The organism is Streptomyces toyocaensis, from assembly GCF_000725125.1.
GTDB classification, from domain to species: Bacteria; Actinomycetota; Actinomycetes; order Streptomycetales; family Streptomycetaceae; genus Streptomyces; species Streptomyces toyocaensis.
The window spans coordinates 177008-203223 of the sequence record NZ_JFCB01000005.1; the positions used below are offsets into that span (position 1 = coordinate 177008).

The window sequence follows — 26216 nt, forward strand, 5'->3', positions numbered from 1 at the left end:
GCGTTCCGCCGCGGCGTCGCCGCCTCCGGCGACCAACCCCTTCCAGTCCCCTGATTTCGGGGACGACGAGACCTTCGTGCCCGAGGAGGCACCTGGTCCCGGCTCCGCGTTCCCCGGCGCCGCCTGAGGACCGCACACGTCACTCCGCCTGGGTTAGCCTCGTGCCGGCCCACCGTACGGAGGATGCGTTCATGCCCAGTTACGACAGTTCCCGGTCACGGCTGCGGCTGGCTGATCGTCATGTCCGGGTGATCGCCCGGCTCGCCGCGGGTGAGACTCCGGACGCCGAACTGTTTCCGTCTCTCGGGGAGTTGCAGGAACTGGGGCTCGTCGGCGAGGAGGGGCAGCTCTCGCCGCTCCTGAGGGAGTTGGTCGAAGCTCTCGACGCTCCCGTCCTGACCATCGGTGTCGAGATCACCGGCGAGGCCGGTCCCGTGCACCACGGGGTCGTCGTCGGGCCGAACACGGTGATGGTCCACGAAGGATGGCCGGGCGAGGAGGAGTCGGAGTACATCCCGGTCGAGCCGAGCACCCTCGTCTTCGAGCTCGCCCGCATGGTCCATCTGCGTCGCGGCGCCGACGAGCAGCCGGCGACGCCGCGCGTCGTATCGACCATGAAGGCCCTGGACGCCGCCTTCGGGGTCCTGGCCGCTCCGTCCGGGGAACTCGACGAGGACCGGGGCGCGGTGCACACGGCGCTCTCCGGCGCCGGTACCTCCGCGGAGGCGGCGGCCCCTCTGACGGAACTGGTCCTCGCCCTGAACGCGTACTGGCGGGTCACCGTCGCCTGGGACGGGGAGCACGACGGCGCCCACGCCCCGATGCTCCGCAGCCTCGCCGTCTGGGACTGCGGCTCCCGGGGCTACTGGATACGCGAGCAGCCGGAGGAGCCGATCCTGCCCGGCCAGGTCACACCGGAGAGTCCCCTGGAGCTGGTCCGCTCGGACGCCGGGGAGATCTGGCGCAAGCTGACCGCGCTGATCCCGGAGAAGGGGGAGTCGGGTGTGCGGCCCTGAGGGGCCCGCTACTCCGCCCGGTCCGAGAAGTGCTGCATGAGGGCGAAGGGGGAGGACAGTGCGGCGCCGGTCAGGGTCAGCACGTCGGTGTCCACCTCCTCCAGCACGATGGCGATCGCCAGGTCCACGGCGTCCACCGGGCCGGTGGCCGTACCCGCGCTGGCGATATCGGCCGGTGGGATGTGGCGACCGAGTGCCATGGAGACCCGGATCCCTTCTCGTTCCAGGACTTTCGCCTTGCCCAGGCCGTCTGAGGAGTAGACGTACTCCCGACCGTCGTACGTGATGCGCAGCACGCGGTCCTCACGCTTCAAGGCCCTGGCGTTGAACCGCAGCTCCGCCGCCCGTCCGTCAAGGGTGAGCTCCGCCTTGAACAGCGACGGCCGTCCCGACCGGCGCTTCCCCCGGAAGACCGTCTCCGGGAAGGCGGGACCGCTCAGCCGGGCGGTGTCCATTCCCTTGTCGAGCGGCCGATGGAGCGGGCAGCGCTCCACGAGGACGGACCCGAAGTGCCCCACGTCGCCCTTGATCCCGGCCGTGGGCAGCTGCTTCCTGGGTGCGGTCCTGTACGGCAACAACTCGAAGTGCAGGGACTCACTGCTCGTATCCATGACGACGAAGGCTCTCATCTCTCGCGTCTGCTAATCGAACGGGTTCAGCGCGCTGCCCAGTTTCTTGGCGCCGTCGGCGATGTCGTTGCCGAGGTCGCTCGCCTTGTCGCCCACCCACTCGGCCGCCTTGTCGGCGCCCTCCGTGATGTCGTCCCAGTGCTCTACGACCTTCAGCCCGCCGTAGACGAGGCCGGTGCCCACGGCGAGGCCGATCGTGAGCGGGGTGGGGGCGACCATCGCCGCGGTCAGGGAGGCGTTGAAGCCGGCCTCCGCGTAGTTGGCCAGGTAGCCGGCCTTGCTCTTCTCCCACTCCTTGGCGTGGTCCATGGTGGCGATGTTGGCCACGGAGAAGGCCGTCGCACCCGCCGAGCCGACGATGCCGGCCCCACGCCACAGCCCGGCGGTCTTCGCTGCCGCGCCGAATCCACCGGCCTTGCCGACCGTCAGGAGGTTGGCCTGTCCCGCGCGGACGACCGCCTGCCCTGAGTGCGTCAGGCCGCCGTACATGCGGGCCACGTCGTCCGACCCGGCGAAGAAGTTGATGGCCTGGTTGGGCGTGAAGCCCAGCAGCTTCGCGTTCATGAAGCCGCGCCGGCGCAGCGCGTCCCATCCGCCGCCCCAACGGTCGCCCAGGAAGCCCGAGCTGAAGGGCACGTTGGCGACCCGCTGGTACCTCTGACTGCGGGAGGCCATGTTGCCGAGCTGGCCGGGGAGCCAGCTTCCGGGGGCGGCCAGCGAGCGGATGGGCGGGTTGTAGTTGCCGAGCCTGGTGCCCGCCCAGCGCAGGATGGGGTTGCTCCCGGCCGCGGTCCAGCGTGCGGCGAGGGCGTCCTTCATCGGCCCGAGTCTGCCCGTCTTCACCGCGTTGCCCAGCAGCACCTTCGTGCCCGCGAAGCCGCTCGCCACCGAGACCTGGACCGCGGCCGCCACGTTGAACGCGTCGCTGCCGAACTTGATCAACTCGGTGAGGGTCTCTTCGTGCGGTTCCAGACCCGGGATCTTCGCGAGGGCGTGCGCCTCGAGCCGGATGATCCAGTCGCCGAGCTTCTCCCCCGGCTGCCGTGCCAGGTCCTTCGCGTTCGGATCGCCGCTCGCCGCAACCGAGTTGGCCAGCAGTAACGTCTCCGGCTTGATCCCCTCGCCCTGGTACTTCTCCAGGTCCTTCGCGGTGAATCCCGCCCACAGCAGCCCGGCCGTCGGGTCGCCGTTCTCCAGGCGGAGGAGGACCGCGCGCTTACGCAGGTCCGCGGCCTCGTCGCGGGTCCAGGACCGCATCGGCTTCAGCGGCGCCAGCTGCCCGCTCACCCCCAGACGGGCGGCCCGGGTGAAGGCCTCGTCGAGGCGGTCCTCCACACCACCGCGCCCGTCCAGGAGTTTCGCCAACTGCTCCAGATCCTCGGGATTCGCTCCACGAAACGACATGCCCGCCCCGTCCCTCGCCCACCGACTTGGCCCTCGCCGCCCGCGGCTCAGAATAGGCCGACGGACGGCGATCGGGGGGCGGGGCGCAGGAAGGACCGCCCTCTACTGCATGAAGCCGGAGGAGACCGTCCCCTGGATGCCGGACGTCGTGATGCCGCCCGGGGAACCGGGAAGACGCAGGTCGTCCGTGAAGAGGTCGGCGTAACCGTCGCGGTCGGAGTCGCGCAGCCGCAGCGACTGGCCGAAGCTCGCGTTCTCCTCCAGACCTCCCGGCACACCCGAGCTGGTGCGGTCGAAGAACTGCGACTTCGCCCCGGTGAGCCCGGAGGCGCTGCCGCGCAGGATGTGGACGGCGCCCGCGTCGGCGTACCCGCCCAGGTCCTCTCCGGGGGCGGCCACGGCGAGGTCCGGATATCCGTCGCGGTTGACGTCACCCACGGAGATCCGCTCACCGAAGCGGTCGCCGACCTCCATGCCGCCGGCGACGCCCGCGGTGTTCTGGTTGATACGGGTGACGCTGCCGGGGCCGCTGGAGCCGCCGCGCCAGACGAGGACGCCGCCCTTGCCGTTGGCGTTGGGGTGACCGAGCGCGATGTCCCCGTACCCGTCCTTGTTGAAGTCGGCGATCTGCGCGTCGACCTCCCAGCTGGTGTCCTCGCCGGTGCCCAGCTTGTACGTCGCGCCCCGGGTGAGGGTGCTTCCGCCGCGGATGAACCAGGCCCCGCTGACGGTGTGCTCGGTTCCGTCCACCGCGCCGATGACCACGAGGTCGGCAGCCGCGTCCTTGGTGACCTTCCCGGCGGCCAGGTGCTCGGCGAACATGCCGTCGTTGGTGAGCTTGGTGACCTTGCCGGTGAAGCCGGACTTGGTGAAGGAGCCGACGTACACGTGGGCCGTGTGGTTGTTGAGCGTGGCCAGGTCGGGTTTCCCGTCGCCGTTGAAGTCGCCGACGGCGAGGTCGAGTCCCATCTGGCCGTACCTCTGGGGCGCCTTGTTCGGGACGGAGGTGGCGCCGGACAGACCCGACGCGGACCCCCAGAGGATCATGACGGCACCCTGCTCCTTGCCGGTGCCGACGTCCTCGCCGTAGACGCCGACGGCCAGGTCGGCGTACCCGTCACGGTTGAAGTCGGCGCCCGCCATGGCGTTGCCGAAACCGTCGTCCCACTCGTTGGCGCCGGGAACGCCCGCGCTGTTCTGCGTGATGTTCTGCCTGCGCCCGTCGGGTCCGGTGGCGGTGCCGTAGATGATGCCGACGGTTCCGGAGCCGTCCGAGCCCGCGTCGGTGACGCTGTCGCCGTAGGCGTAGTCGCGGTACCCGTCGCCGTTGAAGTCGTCCGCGTACTTGGCGGGGGCGGCGGCGGCCGGGGTGGCGGCGGTGAGGGGGACGAGACCGCAGCCGAGGACGGCCGCGGCGAGAGTGATCGTCGTGGTTCTGCTGCGCAAGGGATGTCCTCGGTTCAGTGCGGGAAGGGGCCGAACAGCGTCGTGTAGGAGAGCTTGAGGGTGTTCACCGTGAAGGTCTTCGAGCCCGTACCGGTGGTGCCCGCCGAGGAGCCCTTCAGCAGGTGGATCATGCCGTGACGGCTGTTGTCCAGCCAGTCGTTCGTGTCGACGAGCAGGTCGGCGCGGCCGTCGCGGGTGTAGTCGGTGAGCTTGACGCTCCAGCCGAAGTAGTCGTCGTGCTCGATGCCGCCCGCGACACCGGAGGTGTCCTGGTCGTACGCCTTGGCACCGGTGCCGGACAGGCCCCCCGCCCGGCCCAGCAGCACGGTGACCATGCCCGCGTCGCGCTTGCCCGCCAGGTCCTCGCCGGAGGCGCCGATGGCGAGGTCGGCGTATCCGTCGCCGTTGACGTCGCCCGCCGAGACGGAGGAACCGAAGTGGTCCCCGTTCTCCACACCGCCGGGCACGCCCGCCGTGTCCTGCGTGAACTTGACCGGCTTGCGCGCGGTGTCCGGACCCGAGGGACCGCCGTACTGGACGGTGACGTACCCCCGCTCCGCGTCCGGCTGCTCGTAACCGCGGCCGATGGCGAGGTCGCCGTAACCGTCCTTGTCGAAGTCGCCGACGGTGGTGATCGTTCCGCCGCCGACCTGGTGGCCGAGGTCGTCGGGTACGGGCAGCCGGCCGGCGACCCGGGCGAAGCCCGCGCCTCCGCGGTGGAAGAAGGCACCCATGTCCCCGTCGCCGACCCCGAGGTCCGAACCGAGGATGTACAGGTCCGTGGCGGCATCCGCGGTGACCCGGCCCGCGGTGAGCTGGGAGGCGTTCAGGTAGCCGTAGTCCTCGCCGAGGCGCTGCCAGCCGGCCTTCCCGCCGGTGCGGGTGAAGGGTCCTTCCAACAGGACCACACCGGCGCGGCTGTGGCTGACCGCCGCGAGGTCCTGGTCGCCGTCACCGTCGAAGTCGCCGGCCACGACGTCCTCACCGAACGAGTCGCCCGAGCCCGCGTACTCCGGCGCGATGGGCGAGTGGAAGACGGTGCCGGAGCCCAGCCCCTTGGACCCGCCCCACACGACCGTCAGTCCGCCGCGCATCTGCACGTCGCCGACGGCCTCACCGGGCGAGGCGACGACCAGGTCGGCGTAGCCGTCGCGGTCCAGGTCGGCGGTGGTCGCCGCGAAGCCCCACTGGTCGCCCTCCTCCACCGCGCCGGGTATGCCGGCCGAGTCCTGGTGGATGGTCTGGACGCGGGTGCCGGGGCCGGTCGACGTGCCGTAGACGACGGTGACCCGGCCGTCCTTGCCGTGTGTCCCGCCCAGCATGACCAGGTCACGGTAGCCGTCGCCGTTGAAGTCGTCGGCGAGCTTGGCGGGTGCCGCGGACGCCGCGGGGGCGACGAGGAGCGGAGTGCAGAGGGCCGTCGCGAGGGCCGCCGCGGCGGCGAGGACGGTGCGTGAGGAGGGCATGGTTCTCCGAGGTCCCAGAAGCGTCCTGTGCGTGGACACTTGAACTGCGATCTTCGACGCGCATGAACCACCAATGGTTGTACGTGAGTTCTCACTCCTGCTGACACAGCACCTCCGCCCACACCGTCTTGCCCACGGGATGCCGTGGCTCCCAGCCCCAGCGCGCGGCCAGGACGTCCACCAGGAACAGGCCGCGGCCCGACTCGCCCTCGGGGCAGACCGTGGGCGGGGCAACCGGCGGCCGCCGCTTGCCGGACGCGGCGTCGGCGACCTCGACCCGGACCAGTCCCGACGGCTCGCCGTGGACAAGTGCGAGGCGGAAATCCCGTCCCGGTACCCGGCCGTGCTGAACGGCGTTCGCGGCGAGTTCACCGACGACCAGGGCGACCACGCAGGACGCGTCCGACACCTGCGGGTATCCCCACTCCTCCATCCACCGCACGGCCAGGTGCCGCGCGAGTCGGGCGCCACGGGGTGTCGAGGGGAACTGCGCCTCGCGCGTGGTGGTGGTCGTCGTCATTCCTGGGAGCACGGTGGTTCCGCCCTTGCCTGTCGTCGTCTCGCGACGTGCGCGAGTCATCACGTTCCGTGCTCAAGCGTCGTCGGAGCGTCCTACGCTCGGAAGGTGACACAGCCTTACCTTTCGGTTCGTAAGGGATGGAAGTGACCCTTTGGCCAACGGAATTGACCCCAGTACGTCCATGGCGGCGCTGTTCGGCACACGGGTGCGCAAGCTCCGTACGGCGGCCGGACTGACGCAGGCGGAACTCGGTGCGCGGGTTCATGTGGTGGGCACGCGGATCACCCAGATCGAGCGGGCGTCCGGCGCAAAGCCGACGCTGGAACTGGCGCGGGCGCTGGACGCGGTCCTCGGTGCGGACGATCTGCTCGTGGAGCTGTGGCCGTACGTGTACCGGGAGACGTTTCCGGACTGGTCGCGGAAGTTCATGGCGTACTCGGAACGGGCGGTGTCGATCAGGCAGTACGCCGCCCATGTCGTGCCCGGCCTGCTGCAGACGGAGGACTACGCACGAGCGGTGCTGAGTCTGGACGCCCTGCTCGACGGCGAGGATCAGCTGGAGGAGCGCGTCACCGCCCGCATGGCACGCCAGACACGACTCGGCTCGCCCGGCCGACCGGAGCTGTGCGTGATCCTCGACGAGTCGGTGCTGAAACGACCGATCGGCGGACGCGTCGTAATGCGGGCGCAGTTGGACCGACTGGTCGAGGCAGCGGCGGAGCGCCACATCACCGTGCAGGTGCTGCCGTTCGACCAGGGCGGCCATGAAGCCATGGGCGGCTCACTGACCGTTCTGACCCTCCCGGACGGCTCGGAGACCGCCTACACGGAGGGCTCGGACTACGGACAACTCATCGAGGAACCGACCAACGTCGCCCGGTACAAGGTGATTTACGATCGGCTCAGGGCAGTGGCGCTGCCCCCGCTCATGTCCCTCGACATGATCCGGTCCGCGATGGAGGGCAACTACCGTGGCGCGAAAGTACCGACCCGATCCGAGCGGCGCCGCCTGGCGCAAGAGCAGCTACAGCAATCAGGCGGGGGGCGATTGCGTGGAAGTGGCGGACGGACTCCCCGGCGCCGTCCCCGTCCGTGACAGCAAGGTCCCGCAGGGGCCCGCACTCCGCTTCGGAGGCAGCGCCTGGACCGCGTTCATAGGCGAGCTGAAGGCGTCCGGCCAGCACCGGATCTGAGCCCGCCGGGCACCGGTCAGGCTGCGTCGTCCCGGCCCGCCGGTTCCTCGTCCGCGAGGGTCCGGTGGGCCACTGACCTCCCCAGAGAACCGGGAGAAAGAACTACCCGCCCACCCACCCTCCCGGCCGGAAGGCCCGCGTCACTCGTGCGGGTGACCGGCTTGCAGGCGCGGGACGCGGACGGCTACGTTCGCGGCAACCACCACAAACGAATACGGCCCCCGGCCGGGATTGCCGTCCCGATCGAGGGCCTGACCGATCAGGAAGAACACCCTTCCCAATGGCTGACCCGCAGTCTAACGCGCGCCTGCGCGCCGACGCCGGAGCACCGACCTCCGGCGTGATCCACGTCCGCACCCGGCTCACCGCCGACTTCACCGTGATCTCCAACGCCCTCGCACAGCGACGCGGCAGCGCGGTCACCATCGGCGTCGCGGTCTACATCCTCTCCCTGCCCACCGGCACCCCCGTCAGCATCGCCGCCCTGTGCGCGCACTTCACCGAGGGCGAGATCCTGATCTCGCGGGCGCTCAGGGAGCTGGAGGCCGCCGGTTACCTGGAACGCCGCCGCGAACGCCTGCCCTCCGGGCAGATCCGCACCCGGACGTACTTCTACGACGTACCGGGCGATGCTCCGCGCACGGACCGCGAGGGGCCGCAGGAGCAACCCGCCCCGACCGTGCCACGGACGCCACAGCCCGAGCCGGAGCCGGAGCCCGATCCGGAGCCGCCAGTGTCGCTCGACGACGCCGATCCCGAGGCCGTTGCCGTACTCGCCGCACTGCGCCGGATCGACCCCCGTCTCCTCCTGTCCGTACAGGAGGCCGCACGGCTGGCGCCGGCCGTGTCCGAGTGGCTGGCGGCGGGCATGGCGCCGGTGCAGATCATCAAGCTGCTGACCGCGAGCCTCCCCGACCGGCTGCACGCCCGCCCGGCAGCCATCCTCGCCTTCCGCCTGCGCGAGACACCACTGCCCGCTCCCCCGCCTCCCGCGCCGACACACCGCGAGGTGCCCCCGGCCGTCCTGCCCTTCCAGACGTGCGACGGCTGCGACCGCGCGTTCCGCGCCCCGGCCCCCGGCCACTGCCGTGACTGCCGATCGGAGGTCCGTTTCCGTGCGGCGGCCTGAGCCAGTGGCCGGGTGTGCGATGCGCCCTCAGCTGGGAGGCTGGGTATGCGACGATGCAAAACCCGGCGTCAAGAGGAGGTGGGGCATGGTCGACAGGTTCACGGACGGCCTTCTGACGCCCGCGGAGACGGCCTCCTACCTCGAGATCCCGCAGTCGACTCTCACCTCGTGGCTGAGGGGTCAGGCCGCCGGAGCACCGCTGGTCCACCAGGTGGAGCCGGTACGGAAGGGACAGCCCTCCGTGCCTTTCATCGCGGTGGCCGAGGCACACGTTCTGCGGTCGCTGCGCTCTCTTGGGCTGCGCATGAGCGAGATCAGGGAGGCGGCCGCTGCCGTGCGGGATGCCTTCGACACTCCGTACGGCCTCGTCTCCAAGAGGGTAGCCACGGACGGCGTGGACATCTTCATCGAACACGGCTGGGGGGACCTCCGCAGAGCCCGTGACGGCCAAGTCCCCATCCAGGAAGTAGTCTCCGACTACCTCCGCTACCTCACATGGGAGCCGGGCGACGACTTCCCCTCCAGCCTGCGGTTGAGGCAGTACCCGGACTCCGTCCCCGTCGTGATCGACCCCAGGTTCGGACACGGTCTGCCCGTGGTCGCCGCCAACCGGGTCGCCGTCAAGGCCATCAGCGACCTGTGGGAGGCCGGGGAGAGCGTCGAGGACATCGCGTACGACTACGACATGACGCCTGAGCAAGTGGACGAACTGTGCCGGGCCGTGGTGCACCTTGCCGCCTGAGTTCTTCCTCGACCGCAATCTCGGGCGTCGTGTCGCGGAAGGGCTGAAGGCCGCCGGGTGGGAGGTCCACCGCATCGGGGACGTCTTCCCGGATGACGGGCAGGACATCGCGGACGAGGTGTGGATCGCTCACGGCCTCGATCGGTCCTGGGTACCGCTTTCGAAGGACGGGCGCATCAAGACCCGGGACCTGGAGATCCGGCCCGTGCTGGACCGCCAGGCTGTGCTCTTCTACCTCGACAACCAGCAACTACGCGCCCTCGACATGGTCGAACGGCTCGTCGCGCACGAAGACGCGATCCACCGGGCCGTCGCGAGGGGCGGACCAGCGGCCTACGCCGTGCGGCACGACCGTATTGAACGAACGTGGCCCTGACGGGCGGTCCAGGAGGTGGGAGCAGTGAGTCGTACCGTGCTCGAACTGGACGATGAGCTCGTGTGCGACGTGGCCAAGGCACTCGGCACGGGCACCAAGGCGGAGACGGTGAACGCCGCGCTGCGTGAGGTGCTGGAGTGCCGGCACCGCGCACAGGCACGCACCCGCCTGCGAGCCGTATCGGAGGACGGCGCCTCCGGCCTGGGCCTCCTCAAGCGCCCCTCGGGCTGATTTCGTCACGGCTGAGCACAGGGATGAAGCAGGTGGTTGACTTGCGCGCATGTCGACGACTCTCGGTGTACCCCGCCCCGATCAGGCCGCCTACATGCTGCGAGCGGCCGCCGGCCACACCGGCCGTGCCTACAAGCAGCGACTCCTCGAAGCCCTGGACATCGAGACAGGGCTCACCGTCCTGGACGTCGGATGCGGACCCGGCACCGATCTGCCCGCGCTGGCGGAACGCGTCGGTGAGACAGGGACCGTGATCGGTGTGGACCGGGACCCGGCGATGCTGGAGCAGGCCCGGGCGCGCACGGCGGAGCTGCGGCGGGTGGAGGTCCGCGAAGGGGACGCCCACACGCTTCCCGTCGAGCCGGGGACGGTGGACCGCGCCAAGGTCGACCGCGTGCTCATGCACGTGGCCGAACCGTCCGGCGTCCTCGCGGAACTGCGTCGCGCCACCCGGCCCGGCGCGCGGATCGGCCTCGCGGAACCCGACTGGGACACGCTGGTGGTCGATTCCGAGGATCTCGACACCAGCCGCGCCTTCACCCGCTTCACCACGGCGGAGGTGGTCCGTCACGCGACCATCGGCCGCCGCCTCGCCCGCCTCGCCGGACGGGCGGGCTTCCGCGTCGAGGACGTGAGTGCCGTGACCCCTGTCTTCCTGGACTTCCGGGAGGCGGACCACATGCTGGGCCTGGGGCGCAATCTGCAGAAGGCCATCGATGGGGGCCACATCGACCCGGCCCGCGGCCGTGACTGGTTCGCCGGTCTCTCCGAGGGGCCGTTCTACGCGTCGTTCACGCTGATCAGCGTGGTCTGCGCACGCTGACACGGCGACCGCCGCGGGATCCGCGACGGCCGCCGTACTGCCGTGCGTCCCTACGCGCGGCCCTCCGTCTCGGCGTCGGCGACGGCGATCGTGATGCCGAGGGCCTTGGCGATGTTCGCCGCGGCCGTCATGACGCGGGCCGTACCCACCACGGGGGCGATGGCGACCAGGACGTCCTGCACCTTCTCGGCCGTCATCCCGGACTGGATGGCCGGGTCGATGTGCGCGATGTAGGAGATCGGCGGGGCGTCCGACGCGGCGAGGGCCGCGATGCGGGTGAGCATGAACGTCTCCTGGTCCAGCCCGCACCGCTCGACCGAGTCGACCGTCATCGCGACGAGGGTGTCCAGTACCGGGGTCTCAGATGCTGTGGCCATGGGCCGTCTTCTCCTGTCGGTGGGGAAGGGGAACCGACGGACACGGGATACGGAGACTGCGCCTGTGGCACAGCACCGCTCGACCGTGTGTCCGCTCCGACGCTACGTCCGTTTCGCACTGATCGCCCGTCGAGGGGAACGCTCGAAAGACTGGTATCCGACACGATCGCCGTCAGGAAGGCCTGAGCCGGAACCCGTGTCACGGGTGCATCCTGGCGCCCTTCAGGATCTTGTCCACGGTGTTCCTCGGGCCGTGGACCGACAGGCCGACCAGGTCCAGGTCCGTCGTGCCGACGGCGCGTACCGCCGCGCGGTTGGCCTCGTCGTGGCCCGTGGCGAACAGGTCGCCGGTGAAGACGGCGCGCGGCACGGCGCGGCTCAGCGCACGCGCGTGGGCCGCCTTCAGGACCTCCTTCGTGCTCTGGAAGACCAGGACCGGCTGGCGGAACATCGGCAGGTACCGCTCGCCGTCCGCGTCCTCGTAAGCCTCCCCGATCACCTCGGGGAACTGCGTGCCCAGGCCGCTGACCAGGAAGGCGGTGACGTTGAGGCGCTGCCAGGGCTCCAGGTCCTCGCGCAGCAGGACGGCGATCTTCGTGTCGAAGCGGGTGCTCGTGCTCATGGGGTGAGACTGCCGACCCGGCGGCGCCGGCGTCTTGTACGTTGTTTGCATGCCCTCCCAGGCGACCTCAGGGGCGACGGTGTCCGCCTGGCGGCCCCGGGTGCCGGGCGTCGTCGAGGTGTTCCACGCCCGCTTCACCGAGTACGCCTACCCGATGCACGTCCATGACGCCTGGACGCTGCTCATCGTCGACGACGGCGCCGTCCGGTACGACCTGGACCGGCACGAGCACGGCACCCCGCACGACACGGTGTCCCTGCTGCCGCCGCACGTCCCCCACAACGGCGCCCCCGCCACCGCCGGCGGCTTCCGCAAGCGGGTGCTGTACCTCGACACCAGCCGGCTGGGCGACGATCTCATCGGGGCCGCCGTCGACCGGCCCGATCTGCGCGACCCCCTGCTGCGGCGGCGCGTCGGGCAGGTGCACTCCGCGCTCCTGCGGCCCGGGGACGAACTGGAGGCGGAGAGCAGGCTGACGCTGGTCGGGGAGCGGTTGCGGGAGCATCTGCGGTCGCGGGAAGCCGCGCGGTCGCCCCGGCGGGACCCGGTACTCGCCCGCCGGCTGCGGGAGTTGCTCGACGAGCGGGTGGTCGACGGCCTCACGCTTCAGGAGGCGGGCAGGCTGCTGTCCGCCCATCCGGCCCATCTCGTACGGGCGTTCAGCGGGGCGTACGGCATCGCGCCGCACCAGTACCTGACGTCCCGCCGGGTCGGGCGGGCCCGGCGGCTGCTGCTGGAGGGGCGGTCACCGGGCGGCGCCGCGGTCGCCGCCGGGTTCTACGACCAGGCGCATCTCACCCGGCACTTCCGGAAGCTGGTGGGGGTCACCCCGGGTCGTTACCGGGCGACGGGCGCTGGAGCAGGTGCGTGAACGCGTCCAAATTGCAGGTGGATTCGCCGCGTGCGACCCGCCAGTCGTACTCCTTGCGGATCGCGGAGGCGAAGCCGAGTTCCAGCAGGGTGTTGAAGCTGCCGTCGGCGGCCTCGAGGACCTGGCCGAGGAGGCGGTCGAGTTCCTCCGCGGTGACGGCGGAGAGCGGCAGGCGGCCGGTGACGTAGATGTCGCCGAGCGGGTCGACGGCGTAACTCACGCCGAACAGCTTGAGGTTGCGCTCCAGGAGCCAGCGGTGGACGCCGGCCTCGTTCTCGTCGGGGTGACGGATGACGAAGGCGTTGAGGGAGAGCGTGTGCCGGCCCGCGATCAGGGAGACGGTCGTGGAGAGCTTGCGGGTGCCGGGGAGCTTCACGACGTAGTTGCCGGGGGCGGGGTTCTCCCACTCCAGTCCGGCGTCCTTCACCACGCCCTCGATGACCTGCGCCGCCCGCTCCGTTTCCGCTGCGTTGTCAGCCATGGTGCGAGCGTACGTGACGGCGGTGGGCCTGGGTCGCGGCCGTGTAGACGTCGGCCGTGGCGGCGGCCGCGGTGTCCCAGCCGAAGGACTGGGCGTGCCGGGCGGCGGCCTCGCCCATGCGGGCGGCGAGGTGCGGGTGGTCGGCGAAGTCGCGCAGCACGCGCGCGTAGGCGCGTGGATCGTGGCCCTGGACGAGGAAACCGGTCCGTCCGTCCCGGACGGCGACCGGGAGCCCGCCCACCGCGGCGGCGAGCACCGGGGTGCCGGCGGCCTGTGCCTCTATGGCGACCAGGCCGAAGGACTCGCTGTAGGACGGCATGACGAGCACGGACGCCGCGCGGAACCAGTCCGCGAGCTGTTCCTGGCCGACGGGCGGGTGGAAGCGGACCACGTCGGCGATGCCGAGCCGCGCGGCGAGCTTCTGCAGGCCCTCCGGCCTGGCGAGGCCGCTGCCGCTGGGGCCGCCGACCACGGGGACGCAGATCCGGGAGCGCAGTTCGGGGCGCTCGTCGAGCAGGGCGGCCACCGCGCGGAGGAGGACGTCGGGGGCCTTGAGGGGCTGGATGCGGCCCGCGAAGAGGGGGATCAGGGCGTCGCTCGGCAGGCCGAGGCGGGCGCGCGCGGCGGCGCGGCCGTCGGCGGGGCGGAAGCGGTCCAGGTTCACGCCGGGGTGGACGACGGCGACCTTGTGCGGGTCGGCGGCGTAGTGCCGCAGGAGTTCATCGGCCTCTTCCTCGGTGTTGGCGATCAGCCGGTCGGCGGCGGCGACGATCTGGGTCTCGCCGATGACCCGGGCGGCGGGCTCGGGGGTGTCGCCGTCGGCCAGGTTGGCGTTCTTGACCTTGGCCATGGTGTGCATGGCGTGGACCAGGGGGACTCCCCAGCGCTGGGCGGCCAGCCAGCCGACGTGGCCGGAGAGCCAGTAGTGGGAGTGGACCAGGTCGTAGTGGCCCGGGCGGTGTCCGGCCCAGGCCTGCATCACGCCGTGGGTGAAGGCGCACAGCTGGGCGGGCAGCTCCTCCTTGGCGAGTCCCTCGTAGGGGCCGGCGTCGACGTGCCGGACGAGGACGCCGGGGGCGAGCTCGACGCTGGGCGGGAGGGCGGCGGAGGTCGCCCGGGTGAAGATCTCGACCTCGATGTTGATCGCGGCGAGGCGCTGGGCGAGCTCCACGATGTAGACGTTCATGCCGCCGGCGTCGCCGGTGCCCGGCTGGTGGAGCGGGGAGGTGTGCACGGAGAGCATCGCCACGCGGCGGGGCCTGCGGTGCAGGCGCAGCCTCGGCGGTGCGGCGGGGGAGCGCCGCCCGAGCCTCGCGATGTACTGGCTCACGTGGCGTTCCTCCTCGCTGCGGGCATGGCATGCGGAGGGTGTGCGTGCCCTCGGGGGGCGTCAACAGCGGAAGGCGGTGCTCCCATTTCCGGACGACCTCCCCGATGCGGGTTTTTGCCGAACCATTACCCGCGTTCGCTCAACCGTTCGAGCGAGCGACGCGTCTCCCCGTGCGGCGATACGGGTACCGGTACCGGTATCGGAACACCGCGTGAGGAACGCGCCAGGCCCCCTTTACCCTCGTTCCCATGACCCTCCGCGCCGTTCCCCGTGCCGTCGTCGGCACGGTGACGCGCGGGACCACCCACCCCAACCGGCTGCGCCGCATGGACCGCTGGATCGCGGCCGCGCACGGCGCGGAACTGCGCCGCGCGGAGGATCCCGTCGCCGTCGACCTCGGTTACGGCGCGGCCCCCTGGACACCGGTCGAGCTGCTGCACCGGCTGCGCACCGTCGCGCCGCGCACGCGCGTGGCGGGCGTCGAGATCGAACCGGCCCGGGTCGCGGCCGCGCGGCCGTACCAGCGCGAAGGGCTGGTCTTCCTGCGCGGTGGCTTCGAGGTGCCGGTCCTGGGACGGCCGGTACTGATCCGCGCGGCGAACGTGCTGCGCCAGTACGACGAGGCGGAGGTCGCCGCCGTGTGGCGGAGGCTGTGCGCGCGGCTCGCACCGGCCGACCCGGCGACCGGCTCGCGCGGCGGGCTGCTCGTCGAGGGCACCTGCGACGAGATCGGGCGCCGGCACGTGTGGGTCGCGCTCGGCCCCGAGGGGCCGCGCACCGTCACCTTCGCGACCCGGCTCGGTTCGCTGCACCGCCCCTCGGACCTGGCGGAACGGCTCCCGAAGGCGCTCATCCACCGCAACGTCCCCGGCGAACCGGTGCACGCCTTCCTGCGCGACTTCGACCGCGCCTGGGCCGCCGCCGCGCCCTACGCCGCGTACGGCGCCCGGCAGCGCTGGATCCGGGCGGTACGGGACCTCACGGCCGGCTGGCCGGTGACGGACGGACCGGCGCGGTGGCGGCAGGGGGAAGTGACGGTGCGGTGGGCGGCATTGGCGCCGCGGGGCTGACCCGGCGGCGGGAACGATCTCCGTGAGTCGTTCGTCACACCGGCGGGGCGATCGTCGTGCCGGTGAACGCCCGGCCGGGAGAGGCGCGGAGCGCTCCCCCTGTCGTTTCGCGCGCCGGCATGGCAGCATCCACCCGGCGACTGCATGTTACTGACGGTTAAACAGGCGGGGGTGGCGTGATGGGGACGGGCAAGCGCGGGTTGCCGGCGGCGGCCGTGGCCGTGGTCTGCGCGGTCACCGTACTGGCGGTTCCCGGTACGGCGTTCGCGGCCCCCACTCCCCCGCCGCCCCCGGGCACGACCGCGAGCGTCACCGTGGTCGGCGACCAGGACGAGGAACTCGAAGCCGTACGCAAGAAGCTGGACCGGCTCTACCGTGCGGCGGCCGTCGCCACCGAGGAGTACAACGCCGCCGAGGAGAAGGCCCGGCAGCAGTCCGCCGAGATCGTCCGGCTGGCGAAGAAGATCGTCAAGGGCCGGGAGAAGCTGGACGAGTTGAAGGAGCGCGCGGGCGCCGCGGCCGCCGCCCAGTACCGCGGCGGAGGGCTCCCGCCCGAGGCCCACCTCGTGCTGAGCGACGATCCGCAGGACTTCCTCGACGGCGCGGGCCGGGTGCGGCAGGGCGAGCACGCGGCCAAGGGACTGCTGGGGGAGATGAGCCGCACCCAGCAGGACTTGGAGCAGTACGCGCGGGACGCGGACGCCCAGTGGAAGAAGCTGGAGGCGGGCCGCAAGGCCAAGGCCACGGCGCAGAAGAAGATCGAGAAGCAGATCGAGGCGGCCGAGAAGGTCGAGTCGGAGCTGGAGCAGGTGGAGAAGGAGCGCCTGGCCCTGCTGGAACGGCGGGCCGCCGATCGGGCACAGGCGAGCTGGCTGAGCTCCGGCGTCCTCGACGACATCGAGGGCCGGGCGACGAAGCAGGGCAGGAAGGCCGTCGCGTACGCCACCGCACAGATCGGAAAGCCGTACCAGTGGGGCGCGGAGGGACCAAACACGTACGACTGCTCCGGACTCACCTCACAGGCCTGGCTCTCGGCCGGACAGGGCATCCCGCGCACCTCGCAGGCGCAGTGGAGGCAGCTGAAGCGCGTGGACGTCAGGGACATGCGGCCCGGCGACCTCATCATCTACTTCGGCGACGCCAGCCATGTCGGGATGTACGTCGGTGACGGCGTCATGGTGCACGCCCCGCGTCCCGGACGGTCGGTGACGCTCGCGGGGGCCGGATCGATGCCGATCCTCGGTGTCGTACGGCCGGACGCGGCCGCGGACTGACCGGCGGGCGGGCCCCGCTCCCGTCCACGAACACCCCCGTGACATGAGCCACGTGACCCATCACACCTGGCTCCCGTCGCCGAACTCCGTGCGGACGTGACGTTCGTCATCCCCGCGGCGTCTCCGGCCTGTCCAACTGCGATAGCAAAAGCGGCATATGACAGAGGCCGACGCCGGAGCCGCGCCGCTCACACCATTCCGCTGCGGCGCGGTCAACCGCTATGGTCCCCGTTCGAAGGGGCATCCCCTGCTCGCACACGGAGGTGGGAGCCGGGGACAGGGCCGAGATCCGTCGCCCGTGCCATGCCCTCGGGGGGAGGGAAGGAACCCGGAACAATGCCCGCACCCATACCGCGGCAGAGAGCGATCCCGGCCGCGGAAGGTGGTCAGGCGCCGGCCGCCGCACAGAGCCCAGGCTCCGCCCCGGACTCCCCGGAGGCCCGGACGACGGCCCCCCGCGCGGCGGACCCGTCCGAGAGCGGCACCCAGGGCCGGACCGGCACCGCGCCGGACCGCTCCGAGACGGCCGCCCACACCACCCTCACCCTGTTGCTGATCGAGGACGATCCGGGCGGTTCGCCGATCGTGCCGGACCTGCTCGACCAGTCGGGCAAGCCGATGCGCGTCCGCACCGCCCGCAATCTCACCGAGGCCGAGCGGCTGCTGACCGACGACGTCCACTGCATCCTGCTGGACCTCGCCCTGCCCGCGCCCGGCCGCACCGGCGACGGTGACGAGCTCGCCGTGCTCAAACACGTCCTGGAACTCGCGCCCCGGCACGCCGTCCTCGCCCTGACCGGCGCCGACGACACCGAGCGCGGCGCCGAGGCCGTACGGGTGGGCGCCCAGGACTACCTCGTCCGCGACGAGCTCGACGGCCGGCTGCTGAGCCGGGCGATCCGCTACGCGGTGGAGCGCAAGCGGTCCGACTCCGCCGAGCGGCGGCTCGCCGAGGGCCGGGTGCGCGCCCAGGAGAACCGCCGGCTGGAACGCGGCCTGCTGCCGACCCCGCTGCTCGACGGTTCCCCGCTGCGCTTCGCCGCCCGCTACCGCCCCGGCCGCTCGCGCGCCCTGCTCGGCGGCGACTTCTACGACGTCGTCCGCACCCCGGACGGCACCGTGCACGCCATGATCGGCGACGTCTGCGGGCACGGCCCGGACGAGGCCGCCCTCGGCGTGGAGCTGCGCATCGCCTGGCGCGCGCTCACCCTGGCGGGACTGTGCGGGGACCAGCTCCTCGGCACCCTGCAGGAGGTGCTGGAGCACGAACGCCCGGACGACGAGATCTTCGCGACCCTGTGCACGGTGGACATCGCGCCCGACGGCCGCCGGGCGGGCCTGTGCCTGGCCGGCCACCCGTCACCGCTGCTCGCCCGCCCGGGTGTGCCGGCCCGCCTGCTGCCGTACGACAACAACGGCCCGGCGCTCGGACTGCTGCCGGGCGCCCGCTGGCCGCGGATGCAGGTGGAGCTGGGTGCCGAGTGGAGCCTGATGCTCTACACCGACGGCCTGATCGAGGGCCGGATCGGCGACACCGGCGAACGGCTCGGCCAGGAGGGCATGGTCGAGATGATCCGCCGCCAGCTCTCCGAGGGGCTGCGCGGCGAGGAACTGCTGCGGACCGCCGTGAACGAGGTGCGCGACCTCAACGGCGGCGAGCTGACGGACGACGTGGCGGTCCTGCTGCTGGACCGGGCGGTGTGAGCCGGCCCCGCCCCCGTGCGGCGCGGGGCCGGACCGCGGTGGGTCAGCGGCCGCCGTTGTACGGGCCGTAGGGGCCGTCGCTGCTGGAGCCGCCCCTGCGGGCGCGGCCGCCGCCGGGCAGGCCGCGCAGGGCCGGGCGGACGTCGACCATGTAGACGATGGTCGCGATCAGCCCGATGATCGGCAGGAACGACAGGATGTTGAAGATCAGGTTCACCACGAAGGCGATGGCGAGGATGATCAGCCAGAACGGCTTGGTCTGCTTGTCGGCCGCGCGGTAGGCGTCCTCACGGCGGGTGGCGGCGTCGATCAGCGCGAAGCCGCTGAAAATGATCAGGGCCATGCTCAGCAGCCACATGAATCCCGCGAAGCCCTGCATCAGCACTACGTCCACCACCCGATTCGGCTCGTCTCTTACGCCGTCTTCACGCCGTCACCGTACCCGCATGCCCGGTCCGGACACCCTGAGAACGGGCCGGGCACCACGAGAGTGCCCGGCCCGTGCCTTCGTTCCGCCCGGCGCCTACTGGGCCGGCGGGGTCGTCTTCTTCGCCGGGGCCTTGCGCGTCGGGGCCTTCTTGACGGCGGCGGGCTTCTGCACCGTCGCGTCCCCGTTCGTGGTGGCGGCCTCGACGGGCTTGCCGTTCGTGACCTCGACCGGCTCGGGCTTGGGCGCCGGCTCGGGCTCGACGGCCACGGCGATGTCCTCGATGCCCTCGGCGGCCTCGCCGCGCCAGGTCCGCACGGTCTGCTCGCCGCGCTCGGCGACCTTCTCGTACGTCTCCCGGGCCTTGACCGCGTACTCGGCGGCGATGCCGACGCCGCGCAGCGCGAGGTCCTGGGCGTTCTCGCCGAGCTTCTTCAGATCGGTGTCGAGCGAGCCGATGAGCTCGCCGACCTTGGCCTGCAGGGTCTCCTGCGTCTCCCGGACCCGGACGGTCGCCCGCTCCTGGACGGCCTTGGGGTCGGTGTTGCGGACGGCCTCGATGCGGGCCGGGGCCTCGGCGCGCAGCTGCTCCACCAGAGCCGGCACCTTCCTGGCCTGCTGCAGCGCCAGGTCGGCGGTGCCGGCGGCGAAGTAGAGCGGGGTCGGGTCGCTGAGGGTCTTGCGCAGGTCGTCGGTGATGGCCATGGTGATGGTCCTCCCGGAATTCGTTTCGGCTGAGGGTCTTTTCCTGTGGTCCGCGGCGGGCGGCCGGTGCCCTGGTCCGGCTCAGCCGGCCGTCCGCCGCGGACCGTTGTCACTGCCGCCGCTCGCACGGGGGCGGTGCTCGGCGGACGTCCCGCTGTCGGGCGTACCACGGTCGGACGGGCCGCCGCCGGCCTTACCGGTCCGGCGTATCACGGCACCGCCGTCCGGCGCGTTCACCGCGCGGTCGCGCGCGTCGACGACCTCACGGACCTCGGCCGCCGCCACCCCGGGATCCACCGCCGCCTCACCGTCGTCGGTGCCTCCGAACCCGTTCTCCTTGCGGAAGGACTCGTAGATCTGGAGCAGCACCTGCTTCTGACGCTCGGTCAGCGTGGGATCGGCGAGCAGCGCGGCCCGGGTCTCCACCTCGTCCCGGTCCCGCTCCGCATCGAGGATGCCGGCCCGGACGTAGAGCGTCTCGGCGGAGATCCGCAGCGCCTTGGCGACCTGCTGCAGCACCTCCGCGCTCGGCTTGCGCAGCCCGCGCTCGATCTGGCTGAGATACGGATTGGACACCCCGGCGGCGTCGGCGAGCTGCCGCAGCGACAACTGCGCGTTGCGCCGCTGCTCGCGCAGGTACTCACCGAGATTGCCGACGTTGAGCGATGCCATGCCTCCACCCTGCCCCACTCCGCTAACTATTGCAAGCATCTGCTTGCAAGAGTGCGCCACGGCACAGACCGGGAAACTGTGACTTCACTCGATAGGTGTCACCTTCCAGCGATTCTTGTCACCAGTGGTCCTGCGCATGCCACGTGGCGGGCAGCCGGACTCAGGAGTCGCCGTTCTCTGGCGCCGCGCTCAGCGTCAGAATCTCGCCGAGGGCGATGTAGGTCTGCAGGAAGATGAAGCGGGCCTCGTCGATGGTGACCTCGGCGTGAGTGCCTGCGGAGCACCGGGCATAGAGATCGGACAGGGTCCGGCGTAGGCGGTCCCTGCGACTCTTGGACGCCCCGCATACGTGGGTGTGGGCCTGGAGTCGGTTCAGCACCTGTTGCGGTCCGACCTTCAGGTCGACCTCGTCCCCCATCTTGTACAGCTCGTCCCGGGACGGGAACACGTAGTCCGCACAGGAGTCGATCAACCGGCGGCAGGTGGTGAGGGCCTGGCTGACAGACTCAGGGTCGCCGTCCCGGAGGCGGTCAGAGATGCGCTCGATCTTTTCGAGCGCGCTCCCGCTCGCCGCCGCCAACGACCCATCGACCTTCTTTTGAGTGCTCGCGAACAGACTCGCCTGGAGCTCGCTGAACAGGAGCTCGTGATAGATCTCGGTAACCATGCCATAGACGGTCGCGACGACTTGCCCGCAGATCCCGGCCCACGTGCTGAGGTTGACTGAGGATTGGAGGATCCGCGTGTCATGGTCGCGCGACGCAAGCAGGGCCACGTCACCTGAATAGTTGCCCCCACCGCGCATGGCGTCGATGGCCTGCTGGCTGGACTCGACCTGGGCCTCGACCTTCGCGATCGGCTGGGTGTAGAAGGTTTCCTTCTCCTTATCGGCCCAGCGGCCCGCCCGTCCGATCCACGCCGTCGAGGAACCGTCGGTCGGGTACCCGTTGCGCTCGAACCCGAGGAACTCCGTCAATTCGGTATGGCCGACCAGTCGGGCGACTCTACTCGCCTTCAGGACGATCTCGGACGCCTTCAACCGCTTGAGCTCGATGTCGGCCAAGAGCTCGTCCGCAACACGGATCGCTTCGTCCTGTCGCCCCATTGCTGACCGCCCGTCTGCTCGAACTCTGCTGAGTTGCAGTCGTACCACGCGGGTCCGACATGTCTGTGCCGATTATTTCGGCGACCACGACAGCTTCCGCATCGTGCCTACCCGGGGCGCAGCCCGCGACGTGGTGTGGGGGATCAAGCGCCACGCCTTGAGGTTCGAGGCCCGTAGCGATCCGTGTGGAGGCGACAGCCCAAGAAGTGTCCTGGTGAGGGGAGAGTGATCACGCCGACGGGCCACGACTGTCAGTGGCGCGTGCTTCTCTGTAGGTACTTCTATCTTCGATGGGAAGATGCGCGAGAAGAGGGCGTATGGCCATCTCGGACACAGAACGTTTGAAAGCTTGGGTCCGCGCCGGGGGCGCTGTGAGTTCTGCGGCAACTACATGCTCGAAGGCAAGCTCACGTACAGGGACTTCACCCTCGGGGAACTACCTGCACCTCGGGTTGAGGGCACCCAAAGACGGGTTCGCCCATAAGCAGTCGGGCATCGGGAGCGCAACCAGCGACATACGGAACGGCGAAATGCAAGACACGCCACACGGTGTGCCTTCATGAATTAAGCTGCAAGGCCATGGCTTACCAAGTAAGTCAAGACTTATCTTCAGGGAACTTCGACCGTATGGTGTGGCTCGAATCGAAGGAGCCCCCTGTTGTCGAAAATGAATGATCCCGCTGCACGTGCCGTTGCATCGGAGCAAGATTATGTGTCCTCCTTATACGAGTTGCTCACCGAGCGGCTTTCCGAGGCGCGAGCAGATCGAGCGAATGTGCTGAAGGCCCCGGCGGACAGCGCCGGTGAGGCATACGAGAGGGAAATCGCCGCCGAGCGTCTGGCCAATGAAATCGGCCGGCTGGAGGGCGCCGAAAAGGGGCTGGTCTTCGGGCGCATCGACTGGACGGACGGCACGGCCCTGCGCATCGGGCGGATCGGACTGCACACGGAGGAGGATGACCTGCCTCTGCTCGTGGACTGGCGCGCGAACGCGGCGCGGCCCTTCTACGAGGCGACACCGGTTCACCCGATGAACCTGCGGCGGCGCCGGCACCTGCGCCTCGAGGAGCGCACGGTCATCTCGGTGAGCGACGAACTGCTGGACGGGACCGCCCCGACCGACGAGGACGTCGTGGGGGACGGCCCGTTGACCGAGGCTCTGTCGGCACGGCGTACGGGCCGGATGCACGCGGCCGTCGCCACGCTGCAGGCCGAGCAGGACGAGATCGTCCGCTCCGCCCACCGCGGGGTGACCGTGGTGCAGGGCGGGCCCGGCACCGGCAAGACGGTGGTCGCCCTGCACCGGGCGGCCTATGTCCTGTACGCGTTCCCGCGCGCCGCGGAGGAGGGTGTCCTGGTGGTGGGCCCGAACGCCCGCTTCCTCGACTACATCTCCCAGGTCCTTCCCTCGCTCGGAGAGAACGACGTCGTTCTGGCGACCTGCCGGGAACTGGCCGGAGTGTCCACGGACACGGTGGACCCGTTCGATACGGCGCGTCTCAAGGGCAGGTCCGACCTCGCCGACGCCCTGGCCGACCTGCTGCGCGTCCACCAAGCCCCCGCCGGTGACTTCACCGTGCGGGTCGGACAGGAACTCGTTCACCTGTCCGGCGAGAAAGTCGCCGCGGCGCGCGATGCCGCCGCGGCAGCCGCACCGGGGCACAACCCCGCGCGCCAGGTGTTCAAGAAGCTCTTGGTCGACGCCGTCACCGACGCGATGCAACGAGACATGGGCGACCTCCTGGAGCAGATCGACGCCGATGCCGAAAGGATGACAGGTCTGAACCTCGACCGGTTCACGGGAGTCGCCCAGCGCCGTGCCGAAGGTGCGGCCGACCCGGGGCCGGTCCACGAGCTGGACCTGGACGCCATCCGAGCCGATCTCCTCGAGGACGCCGGCGTCGACCGAGCGGTCGAGGTGTTGTGGCCGCGGCTGGTACCCGGTGCCCTCGTGAAGGCGCTCCTGACGAACGCCGACGCTCTCGCCGAGCGCCTGCCCCGCCGGACCGCGCAGGAGCGGTCCCTTCTGCTGCGCGGTGCGGACGCCCCGTGGACCGATGCCGATGTGCCGTTGCTGGACGAGGCGGCGAGCCTGGTCGACGGCCCCCCCGAGCGGACGTACGGGCACGTCGTCGTCGACGAGGCGCAGGAACTGACCGCCATGCAGTGGCGGATGATCGTCCGCCGCTGCCCGGCAAGGGCGATGACGCTGGTGGGTGACTTCGCCCAGGCAGGCCCGGTCGCGACAGCACGCGACTGGAAGGAAGCACTGAGCCCCCACGTCGGACCGCGGTTCAAACTGCACCACCTGTCCGTCAGCTACCGCACCACGCAGGAGATCCTGGAGAGCGTCCGGGACCTGCTCACGCGGATCGCTCCGGACCAGAAGCCCACACGGTCACTGCGAAGCGGTGAGAGCCCTCGCACCGTGGCCACACCTGCGGACGGGTTGGTCACCGCCGTCGTCCAGGAACTCCGCGCCCAGAGCACCGCGCACCCGGGCGAGCTTCTGGGAGTGATCTGCGCGGACACCAGGGTGAGCGAGCTGACGGCCCGGGGCGTCGCTCACCACGCACGCATCGTGCCGGCGTCCGAAGCACGCGGCCTGGAATTCGACGGGGTCGTCGTCATGAACCCCGAGGAAATCATCACGAACCGCCCCGGTGGGGAGAGGGACTTGTACGTAGCCCTGACCCGGGCCACCAAGCGCCTCTGCACCATCACCGTCCAGCCCGCCTGACGACTCGGCGCCCGCGTCGTCGCCGCCGCAGGCGCACGATGGGACAGCAGGTGGGTTTCGGCTGAATGCCTCAGATTGAGCGAGACCGGCAGCATCTCTGCGTCTCGCTCAATCTGAGGCACCGCAGGTCAGAGCTTCGTCATGCCTCACTTTGAGCGAGACGGGACAGCTGGCCGGCCCCCGCGGTTTCCCGTCGGGTGTCACCTACGAGATCGGCTTGGGGACTACCTGTTGGACCGCACGACTGCGAACCGAACTAGCGAGCGCGGAGTGATGCGGTCGGCGTACGTTTGGACACCATGCGGATCACGAAATACACCCACGCGTGTGTACGGCTTGAACACGAGGGCCGGGTGCTGGTCATCGATCCCGGGACGTGGAGCGAGCCTGCTGCCCTGACCGGCGCGGACGCCGTGCTGGTGACGCACGAACACGCCGATCACGTCGATGTCCTCCGCCTGGCTGGGCTCGGCGTGCCGGTCTACGCCCCGGCCGAAGCAGATATTCCACGGCTGGAGGTCACTGGGGTTGCCTCCGATGCGGAGTTCACGGCAGCCGGCTTCCGCGTACGAGCGGTCGGTGGGCGTCACGCGTTCATCTACGGCGGCCAGCCGGACTGCGCGAACCTCGGCTACATCGTCGACGAGGCGGTCTATCACCCCGGGGACGCGCTGCATGTCCCCGAGCAGTCGATCGAGACGCTTCTGGTTCCGGTCCAGGGATCGTGGATGAAGATGGCGGAGGCGATCGACTTCGTCAAGGCGGTCAAACCGCAGCGGACGTTCGCGATACACGACGCCCAAATCAACGATCGCGGCCTCAGCAGTGTCAACGGCTGGCTCGCCGAGGAGACTGACAGCGGCTACCGGTATCTGATGCCCGGCGAATCGTTCTGAAGTGACCTGCGAACTCAACGCGCTCAACCTCTGACTGAGCTGGCTCGCAGCATCACTCACTTGAGGGGTTTCATCCCAGAACTTCTGGTGGATTCCCGTTGATTCTGGACAGTGAAGTCCATGGGGTTGGGTGGAACCAGCGATACGGCACCGCTGCACGTGGACGACCACGGGCCGCAAACGCATCGTGCTGAACCCGCCGGGGCGCTTTCCCGGGCGGCAGACTGGCCCGCATGACCGCACCAGCCGATGCCGCCAGGTCCGACCTCCACCGCTACCTCCAGCAAGCCCGCGACGCCCTGCTGTGGAAGCTCGAAGGCCTCTCCGAGTACGACGCACGCCGTCCGATGACGCCGACCGGCACCAACCTCCTGGGCCTGGTGAAACACGCGGCCGGTGTGGAACTGGGCTACCTCGGCGACACCTTCGGCCGCCCGTCCGGCGAGCCCCTGCCCTGGCTCGCGGACGCCGCGGAGAGCAACGCGGACATGTGGGCCACCGCGGACGAGTCACGCGCCCTCGTGGTGGACCTGTACCGCCGGGCGTGGGCGCACGCGGACGCCACACTCGACGCCCTGCCGCTGGACACGGTCGGCAGGGTGCCGTGGTGGCCGGACGACCGGGCCGAGGTGACCCTGCACCACGCCGTGGTCCGGGTGATCGCCGACACCCAGCGCCACGCCGGTCACGCCGACATCCTCCGCGAACTCGTCGACGGCTCCGCGGGACTGAGCGGAACAGGTGCCGGCCTGCCGTCCGCCGACCCGGCCTGGTGGGAGGCCCACCGGGACCGCCTGGAGCACGCGGCCCGGGAGGCCGGACGGCGTTCCGGCGCCTGACGCTGCCGCTCGCCGTCGGCTCCTACAGCCCGGTCAGGGCCCGTCCGACGGCGGCCACCCACTTTTTTGTGCGTACTTGGCAGCCCGCGCCGCACGGGCGAACCTTGAGGTGAGCCGGCCGGGGACGC

The 26216-nt window shown here is 70.6% G+C and carries 28 protein-coding genes; 15 read left to right on the forward strand and 13 right to left on the reverse strand.

What is annotated here, in order from left to right; translation table 11 throughout:
* The first annotated feature begins 191 nt into the window (after positions 1 to 191).
* Positions 192 to 1016, forward strand: coding sequence for a hypothetical protein (locus BU52_RS08735; RefSeq protein ID WP_037931074.1), 825 nt, complete (start codon positions 192 to 194; stop codon positions 1014 to 1016).
* 8 nt (positions 1017 to 1024) lie between these two features.
* On the opposite strand, the gene BU52_RS08740 is transcribed toward BU52_RS08735, so the two are convergent.
* The 5 genes from BU52_RS08740 to BU52_RS08760 all read right to left on the reverse strand — a co-directional run bounded on the left by BU52_RS08740 (position 1025) and on the right by BU52_RS08760 (position 6481).
* A complete protein-coding gene (locus tag BU52_RS08740; RefSeq protein WP_235216290.1) occupies positions 1025 to 1627 on the reverse strand; it encodes a hypothetical protein in 603 nt (200 codons plus the stop codon).
* Between the two features lie 30 nt (positions 1628 to 1657).
* On the reverse strand, positions 1658 to 3049 hold the full coding sequence (locus BU52_RS08745; RefSeq protein ID WP_037930811.1) for a PE-PGRS family protein: 1392 nt from the start codon (positions 3047 to 3049) through the stop codon (positions 1658 to 1660).
* A 102-nt stretch (positions 3050 to 3151) separates the two neighbouring features.
* The gene (locus BU52_RS08750; RefSeq protein WP_037930814.1) at positions 3152 to 4495 is read right to left on the reverse strand and encodes an FG-GAP-like repeat-containing protein; all 1344 of its coding nucleotides are present in this window, start codon (positions 4493 to 4495) and stop codon (positions 3152 to 3154) included.
* A gap of 14 nt (positions 4496 to 4509) precedes the next feature.
* Positions 4510 to 5961: an FG-GAP-like repeat-containing protein gene (locus BU52_RS08755; protein ID WP_037930817.1), complete on the reverse strand. Its 1452-nt coding sequence runs from the start codon at positions 5959 to 5961 to the stop codon at positions 4510 to 4512.
* 91 nt (positions 5962 to 6052) lie between these two features.
* On the reverse strand, positions 6053 to 6481 hold the full coding sequence (locus BU52_RS08760) for an ATP-binding protein (protein WP_037930819.1): 429 nt from the start codon (positions 6479 to 6481) through the stop codon (positions 6053 to 6055).
* A gap of 181 nt (positions 6482 to 6662) precedes the next feature.
* Here BU52_RS08760 and BU52_RS08765 point away from each other — a divergent pair, with 181 nt between their 5' ends.
* The 7 genes from BU52_RS08765 (at position 6663) to BU52_RS08790 (ending at position 10975) form a co-directional block, all read left to right on the forward strand.
* A complete protein-coding gene (locus tag BU52_RS08765) occupies positions 6663 to 7577 on the forward strand; it encodes a helix-turn-helix domain-containing protein (RefSeq protein WP_037930822.1) in 915 nt (304 codons plus the stop codon).
* Entirely contained in the window at positions 7540 to 7674 is a 135-nt protein-coding gene (locus tag BU52_RS36220) for a DUF397 domain-containing protein (protein WP_235216291.1), read from the forward strand. The genes BU52_RS08765 and BU52_RS36220 overlap by 38 nt, the downstream gene beginning before the upstream one ends.
* Before the next feature lie 280 nt (positions 7675 to 7954).
* The gene (locus BU52_RS08770; protein ID WP_063829999.1) at positions 7955 to 8803 is read left to right on the forward strand and encodes a hypothetical protein; all 849 of its coding nucleotides are present in this window, start codon (positions 7955 to 7957) and stop codon (positions 8801 to 8803) included.
* An 85-nt stretch (positions 8804 to 8888) separates the two neighbouring features.
* On the forward strand, positions 8889 to 9545 hold the full coding sequence (locus tag BU52_RS08775) for a DUF433 domain-containing protein (protein ID WP_037930826.1): 657 nt from the start codon (positions 8889 to 8891) through the stop codon (positions 9543 to 9545).
* Positions 9535 to 9921 carry a PIN-like domain-containing protein gene (locus BU52_RS08780; protein ID WP_037930829.1) on the forward strand — a complete coding sequence of 129 codons (387 nt, stop codon included), beginning with the start codon at positions 9535 to 9537 and terminating at the stop codon, positions 9919 to 9921. The genes BU52_RS08775 and BU52_RS08780 overlap by 11 nt, the downstream gene beginning before the upstream one ends.
* 24 nt (positions 9922 to 9945) lie before the next feature.
* Positions 9946 to 10152 (forward strand): type II toxin-antitoxin system VapB family antitoxin, encoded by a 207-nt coding sequence (locus BU52_RS08785; RefSeq protein WP_037930833.1) that lies wholly within the window; start codon positions 9946 to 9948, stop codon positions 10150 to 10152.
* A 49-nt stretch (positions 10153 to 10201) separates the two neighbouring features.
* Positions 10202 to 10975, forward strand: a complete 774-nt coding sequence (locus tag BU52_RS08790) for a methyltransferase domain-containing protein (RefSeq protein WP_037930836.1) — start codon at positions 10202 to 10204, stop codon at positions 10973 to 10975.
* 50 nt (positions 10976 to 11025) lie between these two features.
* Here BU52_RS08790 and BU52_RS08795 read toward each other — a convergent pair whose 3' ends face one another.
* Both BU52_RS08795 and BU52_RS08800 read right to left on the reverse strand, forming a co-directional pair.
* Positions 11026 to 11352 (reverse strand): carboxymuconolactone decarboxylase family protein, encoded by a 327-nt coding sequence (locus BU52_RS08795; RefSeq protein ID WP_037930839.1) that lies wholly within the window; start codon positions 11350 to 11352, stop codon positions 11026 to 11028.
* A gap of 199 nt (positions 11353 to 11551) precedes the next feature.
* Entirely contained in the window at positions 11552 to 11974 is a 423-nt protein-coding gene (locus BU52_RS08800; RefSeq protein WP_037930842.1) for a DUF2000 domain-containing protein, read from the reverse strand.
* Positions 11975 to 12023: 49 nt separating this feature from the next.
* Here BU52_RS08800 and BU52_RS08805 point away from each other — a divergent pair, with 49 nt between their 5' ends.
* The gene (locus tag BU52_RS08805) at positions 12024 to 12845 is read left to right on the forward strand and encodes an AraC family transcriptional regulator (RefSeq protein WP_037930845.1); all 822 of its coding nucleotides are present in this window, start codon (positions 12024 to 12026) and stop codon (positions 12843 to 12845) included.
* Here BU52_RS08805 and BU52_RS08810 read toward each other — a convergent pair.
* Together BU52_RS08810 and mshA are read right to left on the reverse strand one after the other, a co-directional pair.
* Entirely contained in the window at positions 12799 to 13326 is a 528-nt protein-coding gene (locus BU52_RS08810) for a type III secretion system chaperone family protein (RefSeq protein ID WP_037930847.1), read from the reverse strand. The two genes, BU52_RS08805 and BU52_RS08810, sit on opposite strands and share 47 nt — an antisense overlap.
* Positions 13319 to 14656 carry a D-inositol-3-phosphate glycosyltransferase gene (gene mshA / locus BU52_RS08815; RefSeq protein WP_037930849.1) on the reverse strand — a complete coding sequence of 446 codons (1338 nt, stop codon included), beginning with the start codon at positions 14654 to 14656 and terminating at the stop codon, positions 13319 to 13321. The genes BU52_RS08810 and mshA overlap by 8 nt, the downstream gene beginning before the upstream one ends.
* 248 nt (positions 14657 to 14904) lie before the next feature.
* On the opposite strand from mshA, the gene BU52_RS08820 reads away from it, so the two are divergent.
* The 3 genes from BU52_RS08820 to BU52_RS08830 all read left to right on the forward strand — a co-directional run bounded on the left by BU52_RS08820 (position 14905) and on the right by BU52_RS08830 (position 18704).
* The gene (locus tag BU52_RS08820; protein ID WP_037930852.1) at positions 14905 to 15726 is read left to right on the forward strand and encodes a hypothetical protein; all 822 of its coding nucleotides are present in this window, start codon (positions 14905 to 14907) and stop codon (positions 15724 to 15726) included.
* 179 nt (positions 15727 to 15905) lie between these two features.
* Positions 15906 to 17000 carry a C40 family peptidase gene (locus BU52_RS08825; protein WP_037930855.1) on the forward strand — a complete coding sequence of 365 codons (1095 nt, stop codon included), beginning with the start codon at positions 15906 to 15908 and terminating at the stop codon, positions 16998 to 17000.
* A gap of 336 nt (positions 17001 to 17336) precedes the next feature.
* Entirely contained in the window at positions 17337 to 18704 is a 1368-nt protein-coding gene (locus tag BU52_RS08830; RefSeq protein WP_037930858.1) for a PP2C family protein-serine/threonine phosphatase, read from the forward strand.
* A 43-nt stretch (positions 18705 to 18747) separates the two neighbouring features.
* Here BU52_RS08830 and BU52_RS08835 read toward each other — a convergent pair whose 3' ends face one another.
* The 4 genes from BU52_RS08835 to BU52_RS08850 all read right to left on the reverse strand — a co-directional run bounded on the left by BU52_RS08835 (position 18748) and on the right by BU52_RS08850 (position 21571).
* The gene (locus BU52_RS08835) at positions 18748 to 19083 is read right to left on the reverse strand and encodes a DUF2516 family protein (protein ID WP_078903172.1); all 336 of its coding nucleotides are present in this window, start codon (positions 19081 to 19083) and stop codon (positions 18748 to 18750) included.
* 144 nt (positions 19084 to 19227) lie between these two features.
* The gene (locus BU52_RS08840) at positions 19228 to 19836 is read right to left on the reverse strand and encodes a hypothetical protein (RefSeq protein ID WP_037930860.1); all 609 of its coding nucleotides are present in this window, start codon (positions 19834 to 19836) and stop codon (positions 19228 to 19230) included.
* 81 nt (positions 19837 to 19917) lie between these two features.
* Positions 19918 to 20508 carry a helix-turn-helix domain-containing protein gene (locus tag BU52_RS08845; protein WP_037930862.1) on the reverse strand — a complete coding sequence of 197 codons (591 nt, stop codon included), beginning with the start codon at positions 20506 to 20508 and terminating at the stop codon, positions 19918 to 19920.
* Positions 20509 to 20668: 160 nt separating this feature from the next.
* Complete coding sequence (locus tag BU52_RS08850; protein ID WP_235216292.1) at positions 20669 to 21571, reverse strand: AbiTii domain-containing protein; 903 nt, start codon at positions 21569 to 21571, stop codon at positions 20669 to 20671.
* A 754-nt stretch (positions 21572 to 22325) separates the two neighbouring features.
* Here BU52_RS08850 and BU52_RS08855 point away from each other — a divergent pair.
* The 3 genes from BU52_RS08855 to BU52_RS08865 all read left to right on the forward strand — a co-directional run bounded on the left by BU52_RS08855 (position 22326) and on the right by BU52_RS08865 (position 26088).
* Positions 22326 to 24353: a HelD family protein gene (locus BU52_RS08855; RefSeq protein WP_200881168.1), complete on the forward strand. Its 2028-nt coding sequence runs from the start codon at positions 22326 to 22328 to the stop codon at positions 24351 to 24353.
* A gap of 299 nt (positions 24354 to 24652) precedes the next feature.
* The gene (locus tag BU52_RS08860; protein ID WP_037931082.1) at positions 24653 to 25249 is read left to right on the forward strand and encodes an MBL fold metallo-hydrolase; all 597 of its coding nucleotides are present in this window, start codon (positions 24653 to 24655) and stop codon (positions 25247 to 25249) included.
* 233 nt (positions 25250 to 25482) lie between these two features.
* Complete coding sequence (locus tag BU52_RS08865; RefSeq protein WP_037930872.1) at positions 25483 to 26088, forward strand: DinB family protein; 606 nt, start codon at positions 25483 to 25485, stop codon at positions 26086 to 26088.
* The last annotated feature ends 128 nt before the right edge of the window (positions 26089 to 26216 follow it).